This is a genomic window from Nocardia neocaledoniensis (genome assembly GCF_003182135.1).
GTDB lineage: Bacteria > Actinomycetota > Actinomycetes > Mycobacteriales > Mycobacteriaceae > Nocardia > Nocardia neocaledoniensis.
This window is the reverse complement of the sequence record NZ_QGTL01000014.1, coordinates 1-19,133: the sequence shown is the minus strand read 5'-3', so window position 1 is coordinate 19,133 and position 19,133 is coordinate 1. Positions and strand designations below refer to the sequence as shown.

At 71.6% G+C, this 19,133-nt stretch carries 18 protein-coding genes; 9 read left to right on the top strand and 9 right to left on the bottom strand.

Going from position 1 to position 19,133, the window contains the following annotated elements; translation table 11 throughout:
• Positions 1 to 58: 58 nt before the first annotated feature.
• The 3 genes from DFR69_RS28475 to DFR69_RS28465 all read left to right on the top strand — a co-directional run bounded on the left by DFR69_RS28475 (position 59) and on the right by DFR69_RS28465 (position 5,265).
• Positions 59 to 1,378 carry a DNA polymerase IV gene (locus DFR69_RS28475; protein ID WP_110040882.1) on the top strand — a complete coding sequence of 440 codons (1,320 nt, stop codon included), beginning with the start codon at positions 59 to 61 and terminating at the stop codon, positions 1,376 to 1,378.
• A gap of 56 nt (positions 1,379 to 1,434) precedes the next feature.
• On the top strand, positions 1,435 to 1,932 hold the full coding sequence (locus DFR69_RS28470; RefSeq protein WP_110040751.1) for a WKL family lipoprotein: 498 nt from the start codon (positions 1,435 to 1,437) through the stop codon (positions 1,930 to 1,932).
• Between the two features lie 93 nt (positions 1,933 to 2,025).
• Positions 2,026 to 5,265, top strand: coding sequence for an arabinosyltransferase domain-containing protein (locus DFR69_RS28465; protein WP_110040750.1), 3,240 nt, complete (start codon positions 2,026 to 2,028; stop codon positions 5,263 to 5,265).
• A gap of 22 nt (positions 5,266 to 5,287) precedes the next feature.
• On the opposite strand, the gene DFR69_RS28460 is transcribed toward DFR69_RS28465, so the two are convergent.
• Positions 5,288 to 6,208, bottom strand: coding sequence for an ADP-ribosylglycohydrolase family protein (locus DFR69_RS28460; protein ID WP_110040881.1), 921 nt, complete (start codon positions 6,206 to 6,208; stop codon positions 5,288 to 5,290).
• Between the two features lie 163 nt (positions 6,209 to 6,371).
• Entirely contained in the window at positions 6,372 to 7,295 is a 924-nt protein-coding gene (gene rarD, locus DFR69_RS28455; protein ID WP_110040749.1) for an EamA family transporter RarD, read from the bottom strand.
• 35 nt (positions 7,296 to 7,330) lie between these two features.
• On the opposite strand from rarD, the gene DFR69_RS28450 reads away from it, so the two are divergent.
• The 3 genes from DFR69_RS28450 to DFR69_RS28440 all read left to right on the top strand — a co-directional run bounded on the left by DFR69_RS28450 (position 7,331) and on the right by DFR69_RS28440 (position 11,483).
• Positions 7,331 to 9,754, top strand: a complete 2,424-nt coding sequence (locus tag DFR69_RS28450; protein ID WP_110040748.1) for a cation-translocating P-type ATPase — start codon at positions 7,331 to 7,333, stop codon at positions 9,752 to 9,754.
• Positions 9,755 to 9,834: 80 nt separating this feature from the next.
• A complete protein-coding gene (locus DFR69_RS28445; protein ID WP_110040747.1) occupies positions 9,835 to 10,653 on the top strand; it encodes a PhzF family phenazine biosynthesis protein in 819 nt (272 codons plus the stop codon).
• 188 nt (positions 10,654 to 10,841) lie between these two features.
• The gene (locus tag DFR69_RS28440; RefSeq protein ID WP_110040746.1) at positions 10,842 to 11,483 is read left to right on the top strand and encodes a DUF4097 family beta strand repeat-containing protein; all 642 of its coding nucleotides are present in this window, start codon (positions 10,842 to 10,844) and stop codon (positions 11,481 to 11,483) included.
• A 62-nt stretch (positions 11,484 to 11,545) separates the two neighbouring features.
• Here DFR69_RS28440 and DFR69_RS28435 read toward each other — a convergent pair whose 3' ends face one another.
• The 3 genes from DFR69_RS28435 to lspA are packed head-to-tail and all read right to left on the bottom strand — an operon-like array spanning position 11,546 to position 13,840.
• Complete coding sequence (locus tag DFR69_RS28435; RefSeq protein ID WP_244198501.1) at positions 11,546 to 12,316, bottom strand: hypothetical protein; 771 nt, start codon at positions 12,314 to 12,316, stop codon at positions 11,546 to 11,548.
• On the bottom strand, positions 12,309 to 13,235 hold the full coding sequence (locus DFR69_RS28430; RefSeq protein WP_110040745.1) for an RluA family pseudouridine synthase: 927 nt from the start codon (positions 13,233 to 13,235) through the stop codon (positions 12,309 to 12,311). The genes DFR69_RS28435 and DFR69_RS28430 overlap by 8 nt, the downstream gene beginning before the upstream one ends.
• Complete coding sequence (gene lspA / locus DFR69_RS28425; protein WP_110040744.1) at positions 13,232 to 13,840, bottom strand: signal peptidase II; 609 nt, start codon at positions 13,838 to 13,840, stop codon at positions 13,232 to 13,234. The genes DFR69_RS28430 and lspA overlap by 4 nt, the downstream gene beginning before the upstream one ends.
• Positions 13,841 to 13,987: 147 nt before the next feature.
• Here lspA and DFR69_RS28420 point away from each other — a divergent pair, with 147 nt between their 5' ends.
• A complete protein-coding gene (locus DFR69_RS28420; RefSeq protein WP_244198500.1) occupies positions 13,988 to 14,878 on the top strand; it encodes a hypothetical protein in 891 nt (296 codons plus the stop codon).
• On the top strand, positions 14,875 to 15,600 hold the full coding sequence (locus DFR69_RS28415; RefSeq protein WP_146229456.1) for a sensor domain-containing protein: 726 nt from the start codon (positions 14,875 to 14,877) through the stop codon (positions 15,598 to 15,600). The genes DFR69_RS28420 and DFR69_RS28415 overlap by 4 nt, the downstream gene beginning before the upstream one ends.
• Before the next feature lie 13 nt (positions 15,601 to 15,613).
• Here DFR69_RS28415 and DFR69_RS28410 read toward each other — a convergent pair whose 3' ends face one another.
• Positions 15,614 to 16,465, bottom strand: coding sequence for a TIGR03619 family F420-dependent LLM class oxidoreductase (locus DFR69_RS28410; RefSeq protein WP_110040741.1), 852 nt, complete (start codon positions 16,463 to 16,465; stop codon positions 15,614 to 15,616).
• 155 nt (positions 16,466 to 16,620) lie between these two features.
• Here DFR69_RS28410 and DFR69_RS28405 point away from each other — a divergent pair, with 155 nt between their 5' ends.
• Positions 16,621 to 17,088, top strand: coding sequence for a VOC family protein (locus DFR69_RS28405; RefSeq protein WP_110040740.1), 468 nt, complete (start codon positions 16,621 to 16,623; stop codon positions 17,086 to 17,088).
• Here the strand turns inward: DFR69_RS28405 and DFR69_RS28400 are convergent, their stop codons facing one another.
• From DFR69_RS28400 to DFR69_RS28390, 3 genes are all read right to left on the bottom strand, one after another.
• Positions 17,089 to 17,502, bottom strand: coding sequence for a QcrA and Rieske domain-containing protein (locus DFR69_RS28400; RefSeq protein ID WP_110040739.1), 414 nt, complete (start codon positions 17,500 to 17,502; stop codon positions 17,089 to 17,091).
• Positions 17,503 to 17,612: 110 nt separating this feature from the next.
• Entirely contained in the window at positions 17,613 to 18,245 is a 633-nt protein-coding gene (locus DFR69_RS28395; RefSeq protein ID WP_373867052.1) for an LON peptidase substrate-binding domain-containing protein, read from the bottom strand.
• A 70-nt stretch (positions 18,246 to 18,315) separates the two neighbouring features.
• A partial coding sequence (locus DFR69_RS28390) for an AMP-binding enzyme (protein ID WP_146229455.1) occupies positions 18,316 to 19,133 on the bottom strand: 818 nt, incomplete at its 5' end.

Genomic DNA, 19,133 nt, shown 5'->3' with positions numbered 1-19,133 from the left:
CGCCTCCGCCGCCGGCGCCCCGGCCAGGCCCGATGCCGCGGTCACGGCGCGCCGCTGGGTGCTGCACATCGATATGGACGCGTTCTTCGCCTCGGTCGAACAGCTCACCCGGCCCACCCTGCGCGGGCGCCCGGTGCTGGTCGGCGGCGCGGGACAGCGCGGGGTCGTGGCGGGGGCCAGTTACGAGGCCAGGGTGTACGGGGCGCGCTCGGCCATGCCCATGCACCAGGCGCGGCGGCTGATCGGGGTGTCGGCGGTGGTGGTGCCTCCGCGTGGCGCGGTGTACTCGCTGCTGAGCGGGCAGGTGTTCGACACGTTGCGCGGCCGGATCCCGGTCCTGGAGACGCTGTCGTTCGACGAGGCGTTCGCCGAACCCGCCGAACTGGCGGGCGCCACCGTCGCCGACGTGCAGGAGTACTGCGCGATGCTGCGCGCTCTGGTGCGCGAGCGCACCGGCCTCACCGCCTCGATCGGCGCGGGCACCGGCAAGCAGCTCGCCAAGATCGGGTCCGGCCTGGCCAAACCGGATGGGATGCGGGTGATCTCACCGGCCGAACAGGGCGAGCTGCTGGCCGGGCTGCCGGTGCGCAAGCTGTGGGGGATCGGGCCGGTCGCGGAGGGCCGATTGCGCGGGCTCGGCATCGAGACCGTCGGGGCGTTCGCGGCGCTGCCGGAATCGGAGGCCGCCTCGATCCTGGGCGGCAGCATCGGCACCGCGCTGCACCGGCTCGCCCGCGGGATCGACGACCGGCCGGTCGCCGAACGCGCCGAGGCCAAACAGATCAGCGCCGAGAACACCTACGAGCGCGACATCGTCACGCTGCCCGAGCTGCGCAGCGCCGTCGCCGCGATGGCCGCGGCCGCCCATCGCCGCCTCGAGCGCGACGGCCGGGCGGCCCGCACCGTGGTGCTCAAGCTCAAGAAGTCCGACATGAGCATCGTGACCAGGTCGTTCACCCTGCCCTACGCCACGGCCGACCTCACCACCCTGGCCGCGGCGGCGCAGCGCTCCGCCATCGATCCCGCCGAACTCGGACCCGTCCGCCTGGTCGGCGTCGGCTACGGCGGTCTGTCGCTGGTCCGGCAGGAATCGCTGTTCCCCGAACTCGACCAGGCGCTGCCCGCGGACTCGACGTTCGAGGACACCGCGCCACCCCCGGAGGAACCCGCCCGCGTCCGCGACGCGCCTGTCGGACAGTGGTTTCCGGGCACGGACGTGCGCCATCCCGAGTTCGGCCACGGATGGGTGCAGGGCGCGGGCTACGGCGTGGTGACCGTCCGCTTCGAGACCCGCTCGACAGGCCCCGGCCCGGCGCGTACCTTTCCAGCCGACGACCCGGACCTCACCCGGGCCGACCCCCTCGACAGCCTCGCGTGAGTAGTAGCCTCGACTACCGCGATGGAACTCCCACCTCGAACGCAAAGGACGAGCAGTTGAAGCTTCGTACGACCGGACGTGTCGCGATCGCGGGACTGGCCGTGGTCGCCGCCCTCGGACTGAGCGCGTGCAGCGACGACAAGGGCGACAAGCCCGCCGCCAAGCCGACCACCAGCAAGGTCGCCAGCACCACGGCCGCCACGAACCTGCCCCCGGTGCCGACCGTCGATGAGCTGAACCAGCAGCTCACCACCGCGCTGGACCCGTCGGTGCCCAACGACCAGAAGCTGGACTTCGTGCAGGGCGGCTCCGCCGATCCCGAGCTGCCGAACCGGCTCGCGGTCGCCGCGCAGCAGGCCGGCGTGCAGGTGCAGGTCACCGAGGTGACCTCCTTCGGTGACAGCGTGAACGCCAAGGCCAACTTCACCCTCAACGGTCAGACCAACGTGGTCGACGTGCCGTTCGTGGCCGAGGACGGCAAGTGGAAGGTCCAGAAGTCGTGGGCCTGCACCATGCTGACCAACCTGGGCCAGCAGTCGGTCGCCTGCGCCTGACCCACCCCCGCGAAGCCCCGGTCCGACACCCGTCGTGGCCGGGGCTTCGGGCATTTTCGCGGGGAATCCGCCGCGCGGCTACTATCGGGCCCCGTGGTTGAGACGATCGTGCGGCCGGGGCATCCGACCGAGGATGCTTCGGAGCCCGCGCGACGGGGTCGTACCGGCGAAGGGATCCGCGTCGTCGCGATCGTCGCCGCCCTCATCGGTGTCCTGAGCGCGGTCGCCATCCCGTTCCTGCCCGTGCGGGTCGACACCGCGACGGTGTCGTGGCCGCAGCGCGGCACCCTCACCGCGATCGAATCACCGCTCGTCGCCTACGCGCCCGCCGAACTCACCGCGACCGTGCCGTGCGCGGCGCTGAGCTCGCTGGCCGCGACCGGCGGTGTCGCGGTGTCGACGATCCCGTACCAGTCGGCGGATCGCGAGAAGTACGGCTTCGTGGTCAAGGTCGTCGCCGATACCGACGAGCGGCCGGGTCGCGTCGACGTGGTGTCGCGCTCGACGCTGTTGTGGACGGCGCCGCTGGCCGAGGTGATCGGCGCCGATTGCGCGATCACCGCCGCGATCACCCCGCGCGAAGCCGCGGTCACCGCGACCGGCCTCGGCGCCGCGGGCGCGACCGTGTCCACCGATCTGCGGCCCCAGGTCGTCGGTGTCTTCAGCGAACTCACCGGCGCGCCACCCGCCGGCCTCGCCGTGGACGTGGTCGCCGATTCCCGCTACATCACCTCGCCCACCTGGATCAAGTTCGCCGCGATCGCGCTGTGCCTGCTGGCGACGGCGCTGTCGCTGTTCGCGCTGCACCGCCTCGACGCGCGCGACGGCCGCTCGGCCCGCCGGTTCCTGCCGCAGCGCTGGTGGCGGCTGCGCCCGGTGGACTGGCTGGTGTTCGCGGTGCTCACCGTGTGGCACTTCATCGGCGCCAACACCTCCGACGACGGCTACATCCTCGGGATGGCCAGGGGCGCGCGTAGTTCCGGCAACATGTCGAACTACTACCGCTGGTTCAGCGTCGACGAGGGCCCGTTCTACACGCCCTACACCGACATCATCGGCTGGCTCACCCACCTGTCCACGGCGAGCCCGGTGGTCCGGCTGCCCGCGCTCGGCGCGGGACTGCTCACCTGGTGGCTGATCAGCCGCGAGGTGCTGCCCCGGCTGGGGACGGCGGTGCGCCGCCGGCGGGTCGCCACCTGGACCGCGGCCCTGGTCTTCCTCGCCTTCTGGCTGCCCTACAACAACGGGCTGCGCGCGGAATTCGTTGTCGCGCTGGGCGTGCTGGTCACCTGGGTCTCGGTGGAACGAGCCATCGCGACCCGCAGGCTGCTGCCCTTCGCGGTCGCGGTGATCGTGGCCGCGTTCACCCTCACCGGCGCGCCGTCGGGCCTGATCTGCCTCGGCGCGCTGGTCGCCGGCGCCCGCACGGTCACCGCCGTGATCGTGCGCCGGGCCAAGTCGGTCGGCTACCTCGCGCAGCTGCTGCCGATCCTGGCCGCGGGCACCGTGGTGCTGACCGTGGTCTTCGCCGACCGCACCCTGGCCGGCGTGCGCGAGATGTTCGAGGTGCACGGCAAGATCGGGCCCGGCGAATCCTGGTTCTTCGAGTTCCTGCGCTACCAGTACCTGCTGCAGATCAATGCCGACGGCTGGCTGACCCGGCGCTTCGGTGTGTTCGTCATGCTGCTCGGCCTCATCGTGTGCGCGGCGACCATGCTCCGGCGCGGCGGCCACATCCCCGGCACCGCGACGGGCCCGACGCGCAGGCTGCTCGGGATCACCCTGGCCGCCATGGTGCTGATGATGTTCTCGCCCACCAAGTGGACCCACCAGTTCGGCGTCTTCGCCGGTCTGGGCACCTGCGTCGCCGCGGTGACCGCGGTGGCGGTGAGCCCGGCCGTGTTGCGGCCCCTGCGCAACCGCGCGCTGTTCGCCGCCGCGGTGTTCTTCGCCCTGGCGATGACCTGGGTCGGCGCCAACGGGTACTGGTACGCGTCGTCGTGGGGCATCCCGTGGTGGGACAAGCCGCCGACCGTCGCCGGATTCGGCGTCTCCACGCTGTTCGCCGGGCTCACGGCGCTGTGCCTGGCGATCGCGGCCTGGTTCCACATCCACCCGAACCCGACGCCCACGGCGGGTCGGCTCGCGCGGGTGCCGGTGCTCGCCGTCGTCGCCGCCATGATGGTGCTGTTCGAGGTGGCCTCGTTCGCGAAAGCGACCGTGGCGCAGCACCCGGCGTACTCGCTGGCGAACTCCAACTTCCAGGCCGCCTTCAACGGCGGCTGCGGGATGGCCGACGAGGTCCTCGTCGAGACCGACCCGAACGCGTCCATGCTCGTCCCGCTGACCGGTGACGTGACGACGGCGCTGGCGGGCACCGACGCCACCGGCTTCCGGCCCGACGGGGTGGCCCCGGTCCTCACCTCCGACGAGGTGGAATCGACCACGGGACAGGCCAATTCGGTCTCCGACGACCCCGACAAGCTGCGCGACGCCTCCACCTCGGCGGGCTCGGAGTCCCGCCAGGGTTCCCTCGCGCTCCCGTTCGGTCTCGATCCGGCGACCACCCCGGTGCTGGGCAGCTACCGCGCCGGCGCGCAGGAACCCGCCGCGCTCACCAGCGGCTGGTTCCGCCTGCCCGACGGTCCGCGCGGACCGCTGCTGACGGTGGCGGTGGCGGGCCGGATCCGCTCGGTCGACGCCGACGGCATCGTGCACCCGGGCCAGGAACTGGCCGTCGAGTACGGGACCGCCGGACCCGACGGCTCGGTGACCCCGGCCGGTCGGGTGACGCCGATCGACATCGGTCCCGCCCCGATGTGGCGCAACCTGCGCGTCCCGCTCGATCAGGTGCCCGCCGAGGCCGGCGTCGTCCGGTTGGTCGCGCAGGACCGCGACCTCGGCCCCGATCAGTGGCTCGCCGTCACCCCGCCGCGGGTGCCGAAGCTGACCACGCTCAACGCCGTCGTCGGCGGCGACGCTCCCGTGCTGCTGGATTGGGCGGTGGGACTGCACTTCCCGTGCCAGAACCACCTGCCCACCCACAACGGCATCTCGGCGCTGCCCGAGTACCGCATCCTGCCCGACCGCAACGGCGCCACCATCACGAACCTGTGGCAGGGGCACGACGGCGGCGGCCCGCTCGGCTGGACCCAGCTGCTGTTCACGGCCCGCACCCTGCCGACCTACCTGAACAACGACTGGGACCGCGACTGGGGTTCGCTCGAGCAGTACCTGCCGCTGGACAGCACCGCCGTCCCGGCGCAGCCGACGGTGTCCTCCGAGAACCGTTGGGGGACCTGGACTCCGGGCCCGATCATCACCGCCTGGTAGGCAGCGGTCCAGGACGGGCCGCTCAGCGCGAGTGCGCGGCGATGCGCTGGGCCAGGTCGGGCAGGTCCGCGCCGGTCAGCCCCGGGTAGCCGTGCAGCATGGCCCGCCAGCGCGGCGGCACCGCGGAGGCTCCCCAGCGGGCGCCGAGGAGGCCGCCTGCGATGGCGGCCGTGGTGTCGGTGTCGTTGCCCGCGCGGACGCAGGCTTCGAGGGCGCGGGGGAGGTGCTCGGGCGTGGACTGGTCGGTGGTGCTGATGGCCCACCAGGCGGTCTGCAGGGCGTGTACCACCCAGCCGTTGTTCGGGAAGTCGTCCGGGGTGCCGTGCTCGGCTTCGTCGAGGCGTTCGGTCCAGTACGCCGCATGCGCCGAGCCGCCGAGATATTCGCGGACACCGCCGAAGTCGGCGTGCAGCACGGCGTGGCGCACCGCGTAGGTCCACAGCTTGCAGGCTTCGACGGCGTGCTCGTCGTAGTGGGTGAGCATCCCGATCCGGCCCGCCGCCGCGACGCAGGCGGCCGCGTCGTCGAGGTAGGCCAGGGCCACCGGCGCGGTGCGCATCAGCGACCCGTTGCCGCCGGTCCGCCCGGTCAGCGACATCGCGACCGCCTGCATGTCCAGTGCGGACGAAGGCCGGGCCGAGAGCACGGTCCTGGTCTGGTTGCCGATGTCCGGCGGGTCCGAATCGAACCAGGCGACGAATCCCTGCGCGACCGCGTCCAGATCGATCCCCGGCCCGTTGACCGCCGCCAGCACGATGGCCAGCGCCATCGAGGTGTCGTCGGTCCACTCACCCGGCGCCCAGTCGAACACGCCCCCGCCGATCATGTCGATCACCGTTGCGGGCCCGGGTTTCGTGAACTCGTACCCGGCGCCGAGCGCGTCACCCGCGGCCCCGCCGACGAGCACCCCCGCCACCCGATCCGAGAACCCCGACCCGACCAACCGAACCACCCCTCCCGAGCGCCGCCCTCGACCATCCAGCCGACCGAGCCTACCGGTCGGATTGTGCCTCGCACCGCCGATTCCGATCCGGCACGCGGGCCGTTCACAAGACGGGCGGAGACGTGGCGCCACCGCGCCGGGGAGGCCCGGTGTGCGCCGGCTCCTACGGCGTGGTGACCTCGTCCGTGGGTGCGACGGCGACCGGCGCGCGACGCGCCCGCCCTGCCCGGCGCAGGGCGTCGGCGGTGAAGACCGCCAGCCCGGCCCAGATCAACGCGAACCCCACCCAGCGTGACGGCGGCATCGGTTCGTGCATGACGGCAACGCCCCAGGCCATCTGGAGGGCGGGAGTCAGGTACTGCAGGATGCCCATGGTCGACAGCGGCACCCGCTGGGCGGCGACCGCGAACAGCAGCAGCGGGATCAGCGTGACCGGCCCGGTCGCCAGCATCAGGCCGAAATGCGCCGGGGTGGAGGTGAATTCGCTGCGACCGGTCGCCATCAGCACGATCAGGAAGGCCAGCGCGAACGGGAAGGCCACGATGCCCTCGGCCGCGATCCCGCGCAGGGCGTCGAGCCGGATCACCTTCTTGACCAGTCCGTAGGTGGCGAACGAGCAGGCGAGCACCAGGGCGATCACGGGCGGTCGACCGTAGTCGACGGTCAGCACGACCACCGCGAGCGCGCCGAGCCCCAGCGCCACCCACTGGGCGCGGGTGAGCCGTTCCCGGAACAGCACCACGCCGAACGCCACGGTGACGAGCGGGTTGATGAAGTACCCCAGCGCGCACTCCACGACATGCCCGGAATTCACGCCGTACACATACGTGCCCCAATTGATCGCGATCGCCGCCGACGCGGCCGCCGCCAGCCGCCAGGTGCGCGCATCGATCCCGCGCATCTCCCGCAGTCGCCCGGCCACCGCCAGCACGATCAGCACGACGACCAGCGTCCAGATGATGCGCTGCGCCACGACTTCGGCGGCCGAGGCGAAGGCCAGCAACCCGAAGAACGCGGGGAACATGCCCCAGATCAGGTAGGCGCCGGTCCCGAAGACGACACCGGGCGGAGAGGGGCTGCGCTGCATTCATCCCATGTTACGACTGACGTAGCCTGACGAGCATGTCCATTTCCGTGCAGGAGCCCGCGGCGACCGGGTTGACCGCGGCACAGGTCGAGGAACGACGCCGTGACGGGCGCACCAACGATGTCCCCGCCAGAGCCAGCCGCTCGGTCCGCGACATCGTCCGGGCCAACGTCTTCACCCGCATCAACGCCATCCTCGGCGTGCTCTTCCTGCTGGTGCTGTCCACCGGCTCGCTGATCGACGGCATGTTCGGCCTGCTCATCGTGGCCAACAGCGCGGTCGGCATCATCCAGGAGATCAGAGCCAAACGGACCCTGGACCAGCTCGCCATCGTCAGCCAGGCCAAGCCGACGGTGCGCCGCGACGGCGTCGCCACGCAGGTGGCCCCGGGCGAGGTGGTGCTCGACGATCTGATCGAGCTCGGCCCCGGCGACCAGATCGTCGTCGACGGCGAGGTCGAGGAATCGGCCGCGCTCGAGATCGACGAGTCGCTGCTCACCGGCGAGGCCGACCCGATCGACAAGGGCGTCGGTGCCCCGGTGATGTCGGGCAGCTTCGTGGTGTCGGGCTCGGGCGCCTACCGCGCGACCAAGGTCGGCAAGGACGCCTACGCGGCGAAGCTGGCCGAGGAGGCCAGCAAGTTCACCCTGGTGCACTCCGAGCTGCGCTCCGGCATCGACAAGATCCTCAAATTCATCACCTACCTGCTGATTCCGGCGGGCGCGCTGAGCATCTACAACCAGCTGGTCTCCAGCGGCGAGTCCTGGCGCCCGGCCGTCACCGGCATGGTCGCCGCGCTGGTGCCGATGGTGCCCGAGGGTCTGGTCCTGATGACCTCGATCGCGTTCGCGGTCGGCGTGGTGCGGCTGGGCAAGCGCAACTGCCTGGTCCAGGAGCTGCCCGCGATCGAGGGCCTCGCGCGCGTCGACGTGGTGTGCGCCGACAAGACCGGCACGCTCACCGAGAACGGCATGCGCCTGGCGCAGATCGAGCCGCTCGGCGCCTTCGAGGAAGCACAGGTCCGGCAGGTCCTCGCCGCGCTCGCCGGCGACGATCCCCGCCCGAACGCCAGCGTGCAGGCCATCGCCGAGGCGCTGCCGGAGACGCCGGGCTGGTCGCAGACCGCCATCGCGCCGTTCTCCTCGGCCAAGAAGTGGAGCGGCATCTCCTATGGCGCGCATGGTGATTGGCTGCTCGGCGCGCCCGACGTGCTGCTCGACCCCGCCTCCGCCGACGCCGCGCGCGCCGAGGAACTCGGCTCCTCGGGCCTGCGCGTGCTGCTGCTCGCGCGCGGTGACCGTCCCGTGGACGCCGCCGACGCGCCGGGTGAGGTCGAACCGGCCGCGCTGGTCGTGCTCGAGCAGAAGGTGCGTCCCGACGCCAAGGGCACCCTCGAATACTTCGCCAGTCAGCAGGTCTCGATCAAGGTGATCTCCGGCGACAACGCCGTCTCGGTCGGCGCCGTCGCCTCCTCCCTGGACCTGCCCGGCGGCGACCACCCGGTCGACGCGCGCACCCTGCCCGAGAATCGCGACGAACTCGCCGACGTGCTCGACACCGACACCACCTTCGGCCGGGTCCGCCCCGACCAGAAGCGCGCCATGGTCGGCGCCCTGCAATCGCGTGGACACACCGTCGCCATGACCGGCGACGGCGTCAACGACGTGCTGGCCCTCAAGGACGCCGACATCGGCGTCGCGATGGGCGCGGGCAGCCCGGCGACCCGCGCGGTGGCCCAGATCGTGTTGCTGGACAACAAGTTCGCCACCCTGCCCTATGTGGTGGGGGAGGGCCGCCGGGTGATCGGCAACATCGAGCGCGTCTCGAATCTGTTCCTCACCAAGACCGTGTACTCGGTGCTGCTGGCGTTTCTGGTCGGCCTGGCCGGTGTCGGCTCGCAGATCTTCGGCTACGACCCGATCGGCTATCCGTTCCTGCCCCGCCACGTCACCATCGCGGCGTGGTTCACCATCGGCATCCCGGCCTTCATCCTGTCGCTGGCACCCAACAACGAGCGGGCCCGCACCGGATTCGTCGGCCGGGTCATGCGGCTCGCGGTGCCCTCGGGCGTGGTGATCGGTGTGGCCACCTTCGTCGCCTACCTCATCGCCTACGCCGGTCCCGAGGCCTCCGAGACACAGAAGGTGCAGGCGGGCACGACGGCGCTGATCACGCTGATCATGATCGCGGTGTGGGTGCTCGCGCTCGTGGCGCGGCCGTACGTGTGGTGGAAGGTGGTGTTGATCGCGGTGTCGGTGCTCGCCTACATCGCGCTGTTCACCATCCCGTTCACCCGGGAGTTCTTCAAGCTCGACCCGTCCAACCCGCGCCTGACGCTGGCGGCGTTCGTCTGCGGCGCGGTCGGCATCGTGCTCGTGGAGCTGGCGTGGTGGGTGCAGGCGCGGACGAGCGGCAACACCGGCAAGTTCGTGCCCGCGGTCGGCGCGCAGGGCGCGTGAGGCCGCGCTGACCAGGGCCGGGTTGCCTCGAGAACCCTTGTGCCCGACGAACATTCGGTCTTGGAGTACCTTTGCGCACTATGGAGGTACTGCTGCACCAGATCGACGCGTTCGCCGACGCACCGTTCTCGGGCAACCCGGCCGCGGTCATGCCGCTGTCCACGTGGCTGCCGGATGCGCTGCTGCAACAACTGGCCGAGGAGAACAACCTCGCCGAGACCGCGTTCTACACCTCCGAGTTACCCCCCGACGCCGGGAGACCGCCCGGTGAATGGCCGGCCTTCCACCTGCGCTGGTTCACCCCGGCGGTGGAGGTCGACATGTGCGGCCACGCCACGCTGGCCTCGGCCGCCCAGATCATCGAGGACCTGCATCCCGGCCACGACCGGGTGAGTTTCTACACCCGCTCCGGGTGGCTGCACGTCGACCGCACCGACGACGACGAATACGTCCTCGACCTGCCCGCCCTCGCCTCGGTTCAGGTGGATCCCGATCCGGCCCTGGTGGCCGCGCTCGGCGTCACCCCGCTCCGCGCCTACACCGGGCAGGACGAGGTGATCGTCGTCGCCACCGAGAACGAAGTGCGTTCCGCCGCCCCGGATCTCGGTGCCTTCCCCGAGTTGGCCCGCGGGGCGATCCTGACCGCCGCCGGCGACTCCGCCGACTTCGTCTCCCGCTTCTTCGCCCCCGGCGTCGGTGTCCCCGAGGACCCCGTCACCGGCTCCGCGCACGCCCAGCTGGTCCCGCTGTGGCGCCGCGAGCTCGGGCGGACGACGCTGACCGCGCGTCAGCTCTCCCGCCGCGGCGGCGCCCTGCGCACCGAACTCGCCGACGACCGCGTCCTGCTGCTCGGCCGCTGCCGCCGCTATCTCGACGGCGTGGTGACCCTGCCCGACTGACCGCACCGGACGCCGCGCCACCTCGGGGCGCGGCGGCCGAAAATCCTTTGTGACCTGGGAACCAGCGGGGGATTCCGGACGCCTCTTGCATATACGTATACTTCTACATATAGTTGGAGTCGTAGCCGGACGGACCGCCCATCGCGCGGACCGGCCTTCCCCCATCGCATCTCCCGAGGAGCACAGCCATGCCCACTTTCCAGACCCCGGACCCGATCACCGTCATCGTCGACGTGCCGTGCGGCGATGTCGTCGTCACCGCCACCGACCGGGCCGACACGGTCGTCGAGATCCGTCCGTCCGATCCGTCCAGCAAGAGCGATGTGCGCGCCGCCGAGCGTATGCGGGTCGATTTCGCCGCGGGTGTGCTCACCGTGCGTGCGCCCGAGGACAAGTGGTTCACCGGGATGTTGAGCGGCAAGTACTCGATCGAGGTGAGCGTGCTGGCCCCCGCGGGTTCACAGCTGAAGGCCACGACCGCGCTCGGCCGCCTGGTCGGCAAGGGCGAGCTCGGCGACTGCGACCTCGACGTGGCCGCGGGCGACATCGTCGTCGAGCAGCCTCGCGGTTCGGTCACCGCGAAGACCGCCAAGGGCGACGTCACGATCGGTGCGGCAGTGCGCGGGGTGGTGCAGGTGGAGACGTCGATGGGCGCGCTGTCGGTCGGCGTGCGGCCCGGCAGCGCCGTCCAGGTGGAGACGTTCGCCGCCTACGGCACGGTCCGCAACGATTTCGCCGCGGCCGCCGTCACGAGCGACGACACCGTGCGCGTGCACGCACGGAACATGTACGGCGACATCACGATCGGGCACGCCGCCGTCGCGGCGTGAACCGTGCCGGGGTGGCGTCGATTCGGCCCGTCGTGTGGACACGGCGGGAGCGGGTGGTGCCGCTACTCCGCGGGAACCGGCCCGTCGTCCGGGATCGGCGTCACCACGTCGACGGTCTCTGGCAGCAGCGGCGCCACGGCGAACCGGCCCGCGATCGCGTCCGCGGGGAGCGCCTGGACCGACCGGACGCCGGGTCGGGTTGCCAGGTCACGTAATTCGGGCAGGGTGCCGCGGACGACCAGTCCGGCCGTGCAGGCGCAGCCCGCGCGCAGCCTGGCCTCGGTGACCCTGGCGATCTCGGCGGCCCGCTGGTCACGGAAGCGCTGGGCCGCGAGCAAGCCCGCCGCCGCGTCGGCCGAGGCGATCGCCGGTTCGTCGCCCGCGGGGGTGGCCACCGTGATCACCGGCGTCTGTACCCGCTCGATCGGGACGTGCTGGATCACCCCGGAGATCCGCAGGCCTGCGGCCGCGGCCGGGATCTGGGGCGGGGCAAGGTAATCGGTGAACGAGACCAGCGCCCAGTGCGCGTCGGTGTCGGGGCCGTCGAGGGAGGCGCGTGCCTCGGTCAGGTAGTCGTCGACCCGCTCGCCCTGCGCGGGCCCGAGCCGATCGGTGGTGATCCCCGAGGACGGGCGCGGATTCACGATCCCGAGGACCACGACCACCACCGCCAGCACGACGGCGGCGGCGATCAGCAGTGCCGTCCGGAGCCGGTGCTCGCGCGCGGGCGGCTCGTTGTCGGGCGTGGTCACGATATCGGGGTCGGGCAGGGGCCCGCGGTCGTCCGGCACCGGATCCGGTGCCTGCGGGGACGACCGCGGGTCCTCAGGCATTGCGCAGAACGTCCAGTGCGCCCGCCAGATCGGCCGGGTACTCGCTGGTGATCTCGAGCCAGCGCCCGTCGGCGGGATGGTGGAAACCGAGCTGTCGCGCGTGCAGCCACTGCCGCTCGAGTCCCAGCCGCTTGGCCAGGGTCGGGTCGGCGCCGTAGGTCAGGTCACCGGCGCAGGGGTGCCGGATCGCTGAGAAGTGCACGCGGATCTGGTGGGTGCGGCCGGTCTCCAGGTGCACGTCGAGCAGGCTCGCGGCCTGGAACGCCTCGATCGTGTCGTAGTGGGTGACGCTGGGCCTGCCGTCGCCGGTGACCGCGAACTTCCAGTCGTTGCCGCGCGCCCGTCCGATCGGCGCGTCGATCGTGCCGCTGCTCGGATCGGGATGTCCCTGCACGAGTGCATGGTATTGCTTGTCGACCGTGCGCTGCTTGAAGGCGCGCTTGAGCATCGTGTACGCGTGTTCGGACTGGGCGACCACCATCACCCCCGACGTGCCGACGTCGAGGCGGTGCACGATGCCCTGGCGTTCGTGCGCGCCGGAGGTGGAGATGCGGTAGCCCATCGCGGCCAGCCCGCCCACCACAGTGGGTCCGGTCCAGCCGACGCCGGTGTGCGCGGCGACGCCGATCGGCTTGTCCACCGCGACGATGTCGTCGTCGGCGTAGAGGATCTTCATCCCCTCCACCGGGGTGGCCTCCACGACCAGCTCCCGTTTCGGTTCGGGGAAGACCACTTCCAGCCAGGCGCCCGCGGTCAGGCGGTCGGACTTGCCCGCCGCGACGCCGTCGAGCTGCACCGAGCCCTCCTCGGCCAGCGCGGCCACCGCCGTCCGTGACAACCCGAGCAGCCGGGACAGGCCCGCGTCGACGCGCATCCCGTCCAGCCCGTCGGGGACGGGCATCGTCCTGGTCTCCCTCACGCGGTCTCCTCCCCGGTGTGCTTGCGGCCGCTGCGGGTGCCGTCCGGTTCGAAACCGAACACGGTGAGCGCTACCAGCAGGATCGCCCCGCACACGATCGCCGAATCGGCGACGTTGAACACCGGCCACCACCCGATGGCCACGAAATCGACGACATGGCCCTGCAGCGGGCCGGGGTAACGGAAGATCCGGTCGACCAGGTTGCCCAGCGCGCCGCCGAGCACCATGCCCAGGCCGATCGCCCACCACAGCGAGCGCAGCGTGCGCCCGATCCGGATGACGCCGATCACCACCGCCGCGGCGATCAGGGTCAGCAGCCAGGTCATGCCGGTCGCCATCGAGAACGCCGCGCCCGGATTGCGCACCAGGGTGAACCGCGCGAAATCGCCGATGATCGGCACCGATTCACCGGGATCGATGAGGGCCACGGCGAGGCACTTGGTCAGCAGGTCGAGTCCGAACAGCACGGCCGCGATCGCCAGGAGCGTCGTCAACCGGCGCCGACCTGCGGGTTCGGCGGGTTCGGCGGGCTCGGTCGCCGGTGCGGTCGCCTCGTCGCCGGTCTCGGGGACGGCAGCGTTGTCGATGGGCCGGTCTTCACTCACGCGTCCATCATTCCCTAGTGGCGATCGGGCCTTCGTCGCGGTGCCGGGAGTCCCAGCTGTTACTCAGGAAGCGGTCGTACGCTGATGGCTGTGACGGTGTTGTCTGGTTCTCGCTTACCCCGTATCGCGCGCCCCGGGGTGTTGGTCGTGGCGCTCGTGCTCGGGTTCGCGACCTTCGGCGCCGGCTGCGCCGATCGGTCGCCGTCGCAGGTCGACGCGGAGGGTACCGAGCCGCTCGGCATCGGCAAGGAAGTGACGGTGCCGATCCCGGCCGCCGCCACCACGCTGGTGTCGGCGGGCGAGGAGCCGCGGGACATGCTGCGCTCGCGGTATGTCCCCGGCGTCACGCAGGAGGTGACGCTGCGCACGGACTACCGCATCCAGCAGCAGGTCAACGATCAGCCCGCGCGCGACTTCTCGCCCGCGGCGCTCACCATCCCGATGACGGCCACCGCGGGCGACGACGGCGTCGACCTGACCGTCGGCACGGTGACCACGCCCGATCCGGCGCTGAACAAGGCGTTCACCTCGGCCGACGGCTCGCACGCGGGCCTGGAGATGAGCGATCTCGGCGCCATCACCGAGCTGCGGCTCGCCCCGTCCCCCGACACCCCCAATGCCGCGCGCGCGGCCCTGGAACAGGCCTTCTACCAGGCCGTGTACCGCTCGATCGCGTTCCCCGACGAGCCCGTCGGCGTCGGCGCGGTGTGGACGGTGCACCAGGAGATCACCGGCGGGGTCACCCTCGACCAGATCACCACCGCCACCCTCACCAGCCGCGAGGGCGACCGGCTCACCATCGATCTGCACGTGAGCCAGACCCCGACCGAGAACGTGTGGACGCTGCCCAACGACGCGGGCGCGCTCGACATCGCCGGGTACGTGATGGAGGGCACCGGCACCATCACCGTCGATCTCGGACTGCCCCTGCCGGTCTCGGGCGCGATCGATGTCGGCGGCCAGCAGACCTACCGCGACGCGCGCAGCGAGAGCACCCTGGTGCAGACGCAGTCGACCCGCGTCTCCTGGACCGAATGATGCGTTCGACCCTGCGGCGCGCGGGCGCGGCCGTCTCGGCGTGCGCGGTCCTGGCCGGGGTGGTCGCGTGCGGCTCCGACGAGGACGAGTGCGGCGCGGGCGGGTCCTGCCCCGCGTCGTTCGGACCCACCGTCACCGCGGCGCCCGGCACTGGTGCCGTGGTCAGCGATCCCGCGCGTTTGTCGGCGGGTCTGCTCGCGGCGGACGACCTTCCCGGTGACTTCAGCGTGGTGCCGCCGCGCGGCGAGACCGCCGATCCGGCGGTGCCCCCGGTGGCGCCGACGGATCCGCCGGACTGCGCGCGCCTGCTGTCGCCGATCGCCACCCAGCGGCCGGGATCCTCGGCGGCCGCCTCGGTCCAGTTCGCCGGGCCGAGCTTCGCGACGATCGACATCGACGCCGCGAGCTACCCCGACGCCTCGCTGGCCGGCGCGTTCGACGCGCTGCAGGACCAGCCGCGCCGCTGCGTCTCCTACACCGGGGAGGACGAGGGCGTGCGCATCGACTACCGCACCGCCCCGCTCGACCAGCCGAAGGCGGGCGACGCCCACTCGGCCTTCACCCTCACGGCGGCCAGCGAGGGCCTGACCCTGACCTCGGCCACGGCACTGGTCCAGGTCGGCAACACCCTGGTCCAGATCGTGGTCACCGCACCGGAGGTCGTCGACCCCGGCGTGCTCGCCGACCTCACCGCCGCTCAGGTGCGCAAACTGCGCGCCTGAGCGGCGGGGCGGGTCACACCGCGGCGGGAGCCAGCTTGCCGCCCAGATGGGCGATGTAGCCGCGGACCTCGTCGGCCGAGCGGTCGGGCAGGCCGAACACCGTCTCGGTGACGCCCAGCTCCGCCCAGCGGGCCAGCTGGTCGGCGTCGTGGCGCCCCGCCAGCGCGATCACGCGCGGCGTGCCCTCGCGACCGGCCTCGCGCCAGACCCGGTGCAGCAGCGCGATCTTCTCGCCCAGCTCGCCCTCGGTCGGGGTGGTGATCCAGCCGTCGGCGTGCGCGGCGAGCCAGCCGAAGGACTTCTCGGTGCCGCCCGCGCCGAGCAGTACCGGGATCTTCGGGCTGATGGGCTTGGGCCAGGACCAGCTCGGCCCGAAACGCACGAACTCGCCCTCGAATTCGGCTTCCTCCTGCGACCAGAGGGTGCGCATCGCGTCGAGGTTCTCGCGCAGCACGGTCCGCCGCTTCTTGGGCGGGACACCGTGGTGGGCGAGTTCGTCGGTGTTCCAGCCGAATCCGACGCCCAGCTCGACCCGGCCGCCGGAGAGGTGATCGAGCGAGGCGATGGTCTTGGCCAGGGTGATCGGATGGTGTTCGGCGGGCAGCGCCACCGCCGTCGACAGCGTGATGCGCTCGGTCACCGCGGCGGCCGTGGCCAGCGCGACCCAGGGGTCGAGGGTGCGCAGGTAGCGGTCGTCGGGCAGAGAGGAGTCCCCGGTCTGGGGATGCGCGGCCGCGCGCACCACCGGGATGTGGGTGTGCTCGGGGACGTAGAACGCGTCGAAGCCCGCGTTCTCCGCGGCCAGCGCGGCGTCGGCGGGCGTGATGCCCCGGTCACTGGTGAACAGCACGAGCCCGTACCGCATATTCCGGCCCTCCGGATCAGACAACAAAACTGAAACAAGTTCTACCAGCCTTTCGGGCCGGTCGGAAGACCACGGCGGCGACGGGCTTCCCCGCGCCGGGTGCGGGGAATAGGCTCGGAACGGTCCGCGCATCAACCTCGACACGGAGGTATCCGATGTCTGATGTTTCCCCCTTTCCCGCTGGTTACCCGCGAATCTGTCCCGGCATCTCGTGTGCGGGAGCCGCGGCGGCGATCGACTTCTACACCGCGATCTTCGGCGCCACGGTGCGCATGAAGATGCCCGGCCCCGGTGACACGATCGTGCACAGCGAGCTGCTGGTGGGCGACTCTGTTCTCATGGTCGGCGACCCGGTCCCCGAGATCGGCTTCCTCGATCCGAAGGCGGTCGGCGGCTCGCCGGTGAACCTGATGGTCTACGTCCCCGACGCCGACGGCGCGTTCAACGCCGCGATCGCGGCGGGCGCCACCGAGATCACGCCCGTGACCGACCAGTTCTACGGCGACCGCAGCGGCGCCTTCGAGGACCCGTGGGGCCACCGCTGGACCGTGGCGACCCACGTCGAGGACGTCTCCGAGGAGGAGATGCAGCGGCGCATGGACGAGATGATGAACGCGGGCTGATCACCCCGCGACGATCGAATCACCCTCCACCCGTACGGGTTTCGACGGCAGCGGCTCGGTCGCCGGTCCACCGCGGACGCTGCCGTCGAGCCCGAAGCGGCTGCCGTGGCACGGGCAGTTGACGGTGCCGTCCGAGACATTGCCCACCCGGCAGCCCGCGTGCGTACAGGTCGAGGACAGTCCCACGAACGTCCCCGCCGTCGGCTGCGTGATCACCGTGTCCCCGGCGATCACCCCGCCCCCGACCGGCACGTCGGCGGTCCGCGCCAACGCACCCGGCGGCCCGTCCACCGGCGCCTGCGCCCCGGCCGATGACCCGTCCTTCCCGCCGCACGCGGTCACGGTCGCGGCCGCCGCCAACACCCCCGCCCCGACCATCACCGTTCGCCGATCGATCTCCCACGCGCTGCTCATCCCGTACTCCGATCCACTCGGTCGAGCCGCCGACCCGGCACGCTCACTACCGGTTCAACGGATCGGGCAGCACTCCGGTTCGAAAAGCGGGCGAGGTGCCCTCGAGAGCGTCACTGGAGGCGGAATTCCATCATGGCGATGGCGTCGTCGACGGCGGTGACGAGGGACTGCAGGCGGGTGTAGGGGTCGGGGGCCGAGAGGGCGGCCTGGCGGTCGGTGGGGCCGATGGGGAGGCGGGCGGCCAGTTCGTAGGAGCGGATCACCGGGTCGTCGGACAGGTCGTCGAGCGGGGCCGACGGCGGTGGCTGGCGGATGCCGGAGCGGCGGGCCAGCCGTTCGGTGAGGGTGTGCAGGCGGTCCGCGCGTTTGCGCAGGTCGGCGAGGAGTTCGCCGTCGTCGGCGCCCTCCTCGTCCGGCCACTCGCGCACCTGGGCCCGCGGGTACGGGGCGTCGGTGAGCCACTCCTCGACCCGGATGCGCGCGCCGCCGACGCACCGCAGCCGGAACCGCGAGCCGGACAACTCGACCACGTCGGTGATGCGCGCGACCACGCCCACATCGGTGCGCACGTCACCGCCGCCCACCTCGTGCCCGCGGGCGATGAGCACCACCCCGAACTCCGGTTCCCGCCGCCCGTCGAGACAGTCCTGCACCAACGCCACATAGCGCGGCTCGAAAATCTGCAACGACAACGGTTCGCCGGGCAACAACACCGCGCCCAGCGGGAACATCGGAATCTCCACCCTCACAGCATGCCCGCTTCCACTCCACCCGTGCCCGCGCGGCGCGCGGACTCCCGACACCGACTCGCGCTCAGCCCTTGGCGATGGCCTCGAACACGGTGGGGTCGACCAGGGTGGAGGTGTCGCCGAGTTCGCGGCCCTCGGCCACGTCACGCAGCAGTCTGCGCATGATCTTGCCGCTGCGCGTCTTGGGCAGCTCCGGCACGAGATGGATCTCCCGCGGCCGCGCGATCGGGCTGATCTCCAGGGACACAGCCGCTTTGAGCTCGGTGACCAGCGCGTCGTCGGAGGTCGCCGAGCCGGTGAGGATCACGAAGGCGACGATGCCCTGCCCGGTGGTCGCGTCGCTGGCGCCGACGACCGCCGCTTCGGCCACGGCCGGATGCCCCACGAGCGCGGACTCGACCTCGGCGGTGGAGATGCGGTGCCCGGAGACGTTCATGACGTCGTCCACGCGCCCCAGGATCCAGAGGTCGCCGTCGGCGTCGAGCTTGGCGCCGTCGCCGGCGAAGTACCAGCCCTCGGAAGCGAAACGCTGCCAGTAGGTCTCGCGGTAGCGGTCCATGTCGTTCCAGATGCCGCGCAGCATCGACGGCCACGGCTGATCCAGGACCAGCAGGCCCGAGGCGTCGTTGTCCAGCGGCGCGCCGTCGTCGTCGACGACTTTCGCGGAGATGCCGGGCAGCGGAGCCATCGCGGCGCCGGGCTTGGCGGCGGTGACACCGGGCAGCGGGGAGATCATGATCGCCCCGGTCTCGGTCTGCCACCAGGTGTCGACGATGGGAGTCTGGTTGGCGCCGATGACTTCTCGGTACCAGCGCCAGGCTTCGGGGTTGATGGGTTCGCCGACGGAGCCGAGCAGGCGCAGGGAGGTGAGGTTGTGGGCGT

Bases quoted from the DNA above. Each gene is read 5' to 3' on its own strand.
- rarD (WP_110040749.1), bottom strand. From the start codon at position 7,295: ATGCAGCGCAGCCCCTCTCCGCCCGGTGTCGTCTTCGGGACCGGCGCC.
- DFR69_RS28450 (WP_110040748.1), top strand. From the start codon at position 7,331: ATGTCCATTTCCGTGCAGGAGCCCGCGGCGACCGGGTTGACCGCGGCA.
- DFR69_RS28445 (WP_110040747.1), top strand. From the start codon at position 9,835: ATGGAGGTACTGCTGCACCAGATCGACGCGTTCGCCGACGCACCGTTC.
- DFR69_RS28440 (WP_110040746.1), top strand. From the start codon at position 10,842: ATGCCCACTTTCCAGACCCCGGACCCGATCACCGTCATCGTCGACGTG.
- DFR69_RS28435 (WP_244198501.1), bottom strand. From the start codon at position 12,316: ATGCCTGAGGACCCGCGGTCGTCCCCGCAGGCACCGGATCCGGTGCCG.
- DFR69_RS28415 (WP_146229456.1), top strand. From the start codon at position 14,875: ATGATGCGTTCGACCCTGCGGCGCGCGGGCGCGGCCGTCTCGGCGTGC.
- DFR69_RS28410 (WP_110040741.1), bottom strand. From the start codon at position 16,465: ATGCGGTACGGGCTCGTGCTGTTCACCAGTGACCGGGGCATCACGCCC.
- DFR69_RS28405 (WP_110040740.1), top strand. From the start codon at position 16,621: ATGTCTGATGTTTCCCCCTTTCCCGCTGGTTACCCGCGAATCTGTCCC.
- DFR69_RS28400 (WP_110040739.1), bottom strand. From the start codon at position 17,502: ATGAGCAGCGCGTGGGAGATCGATCGGCGAACGGTGATGGTCGGGGCG.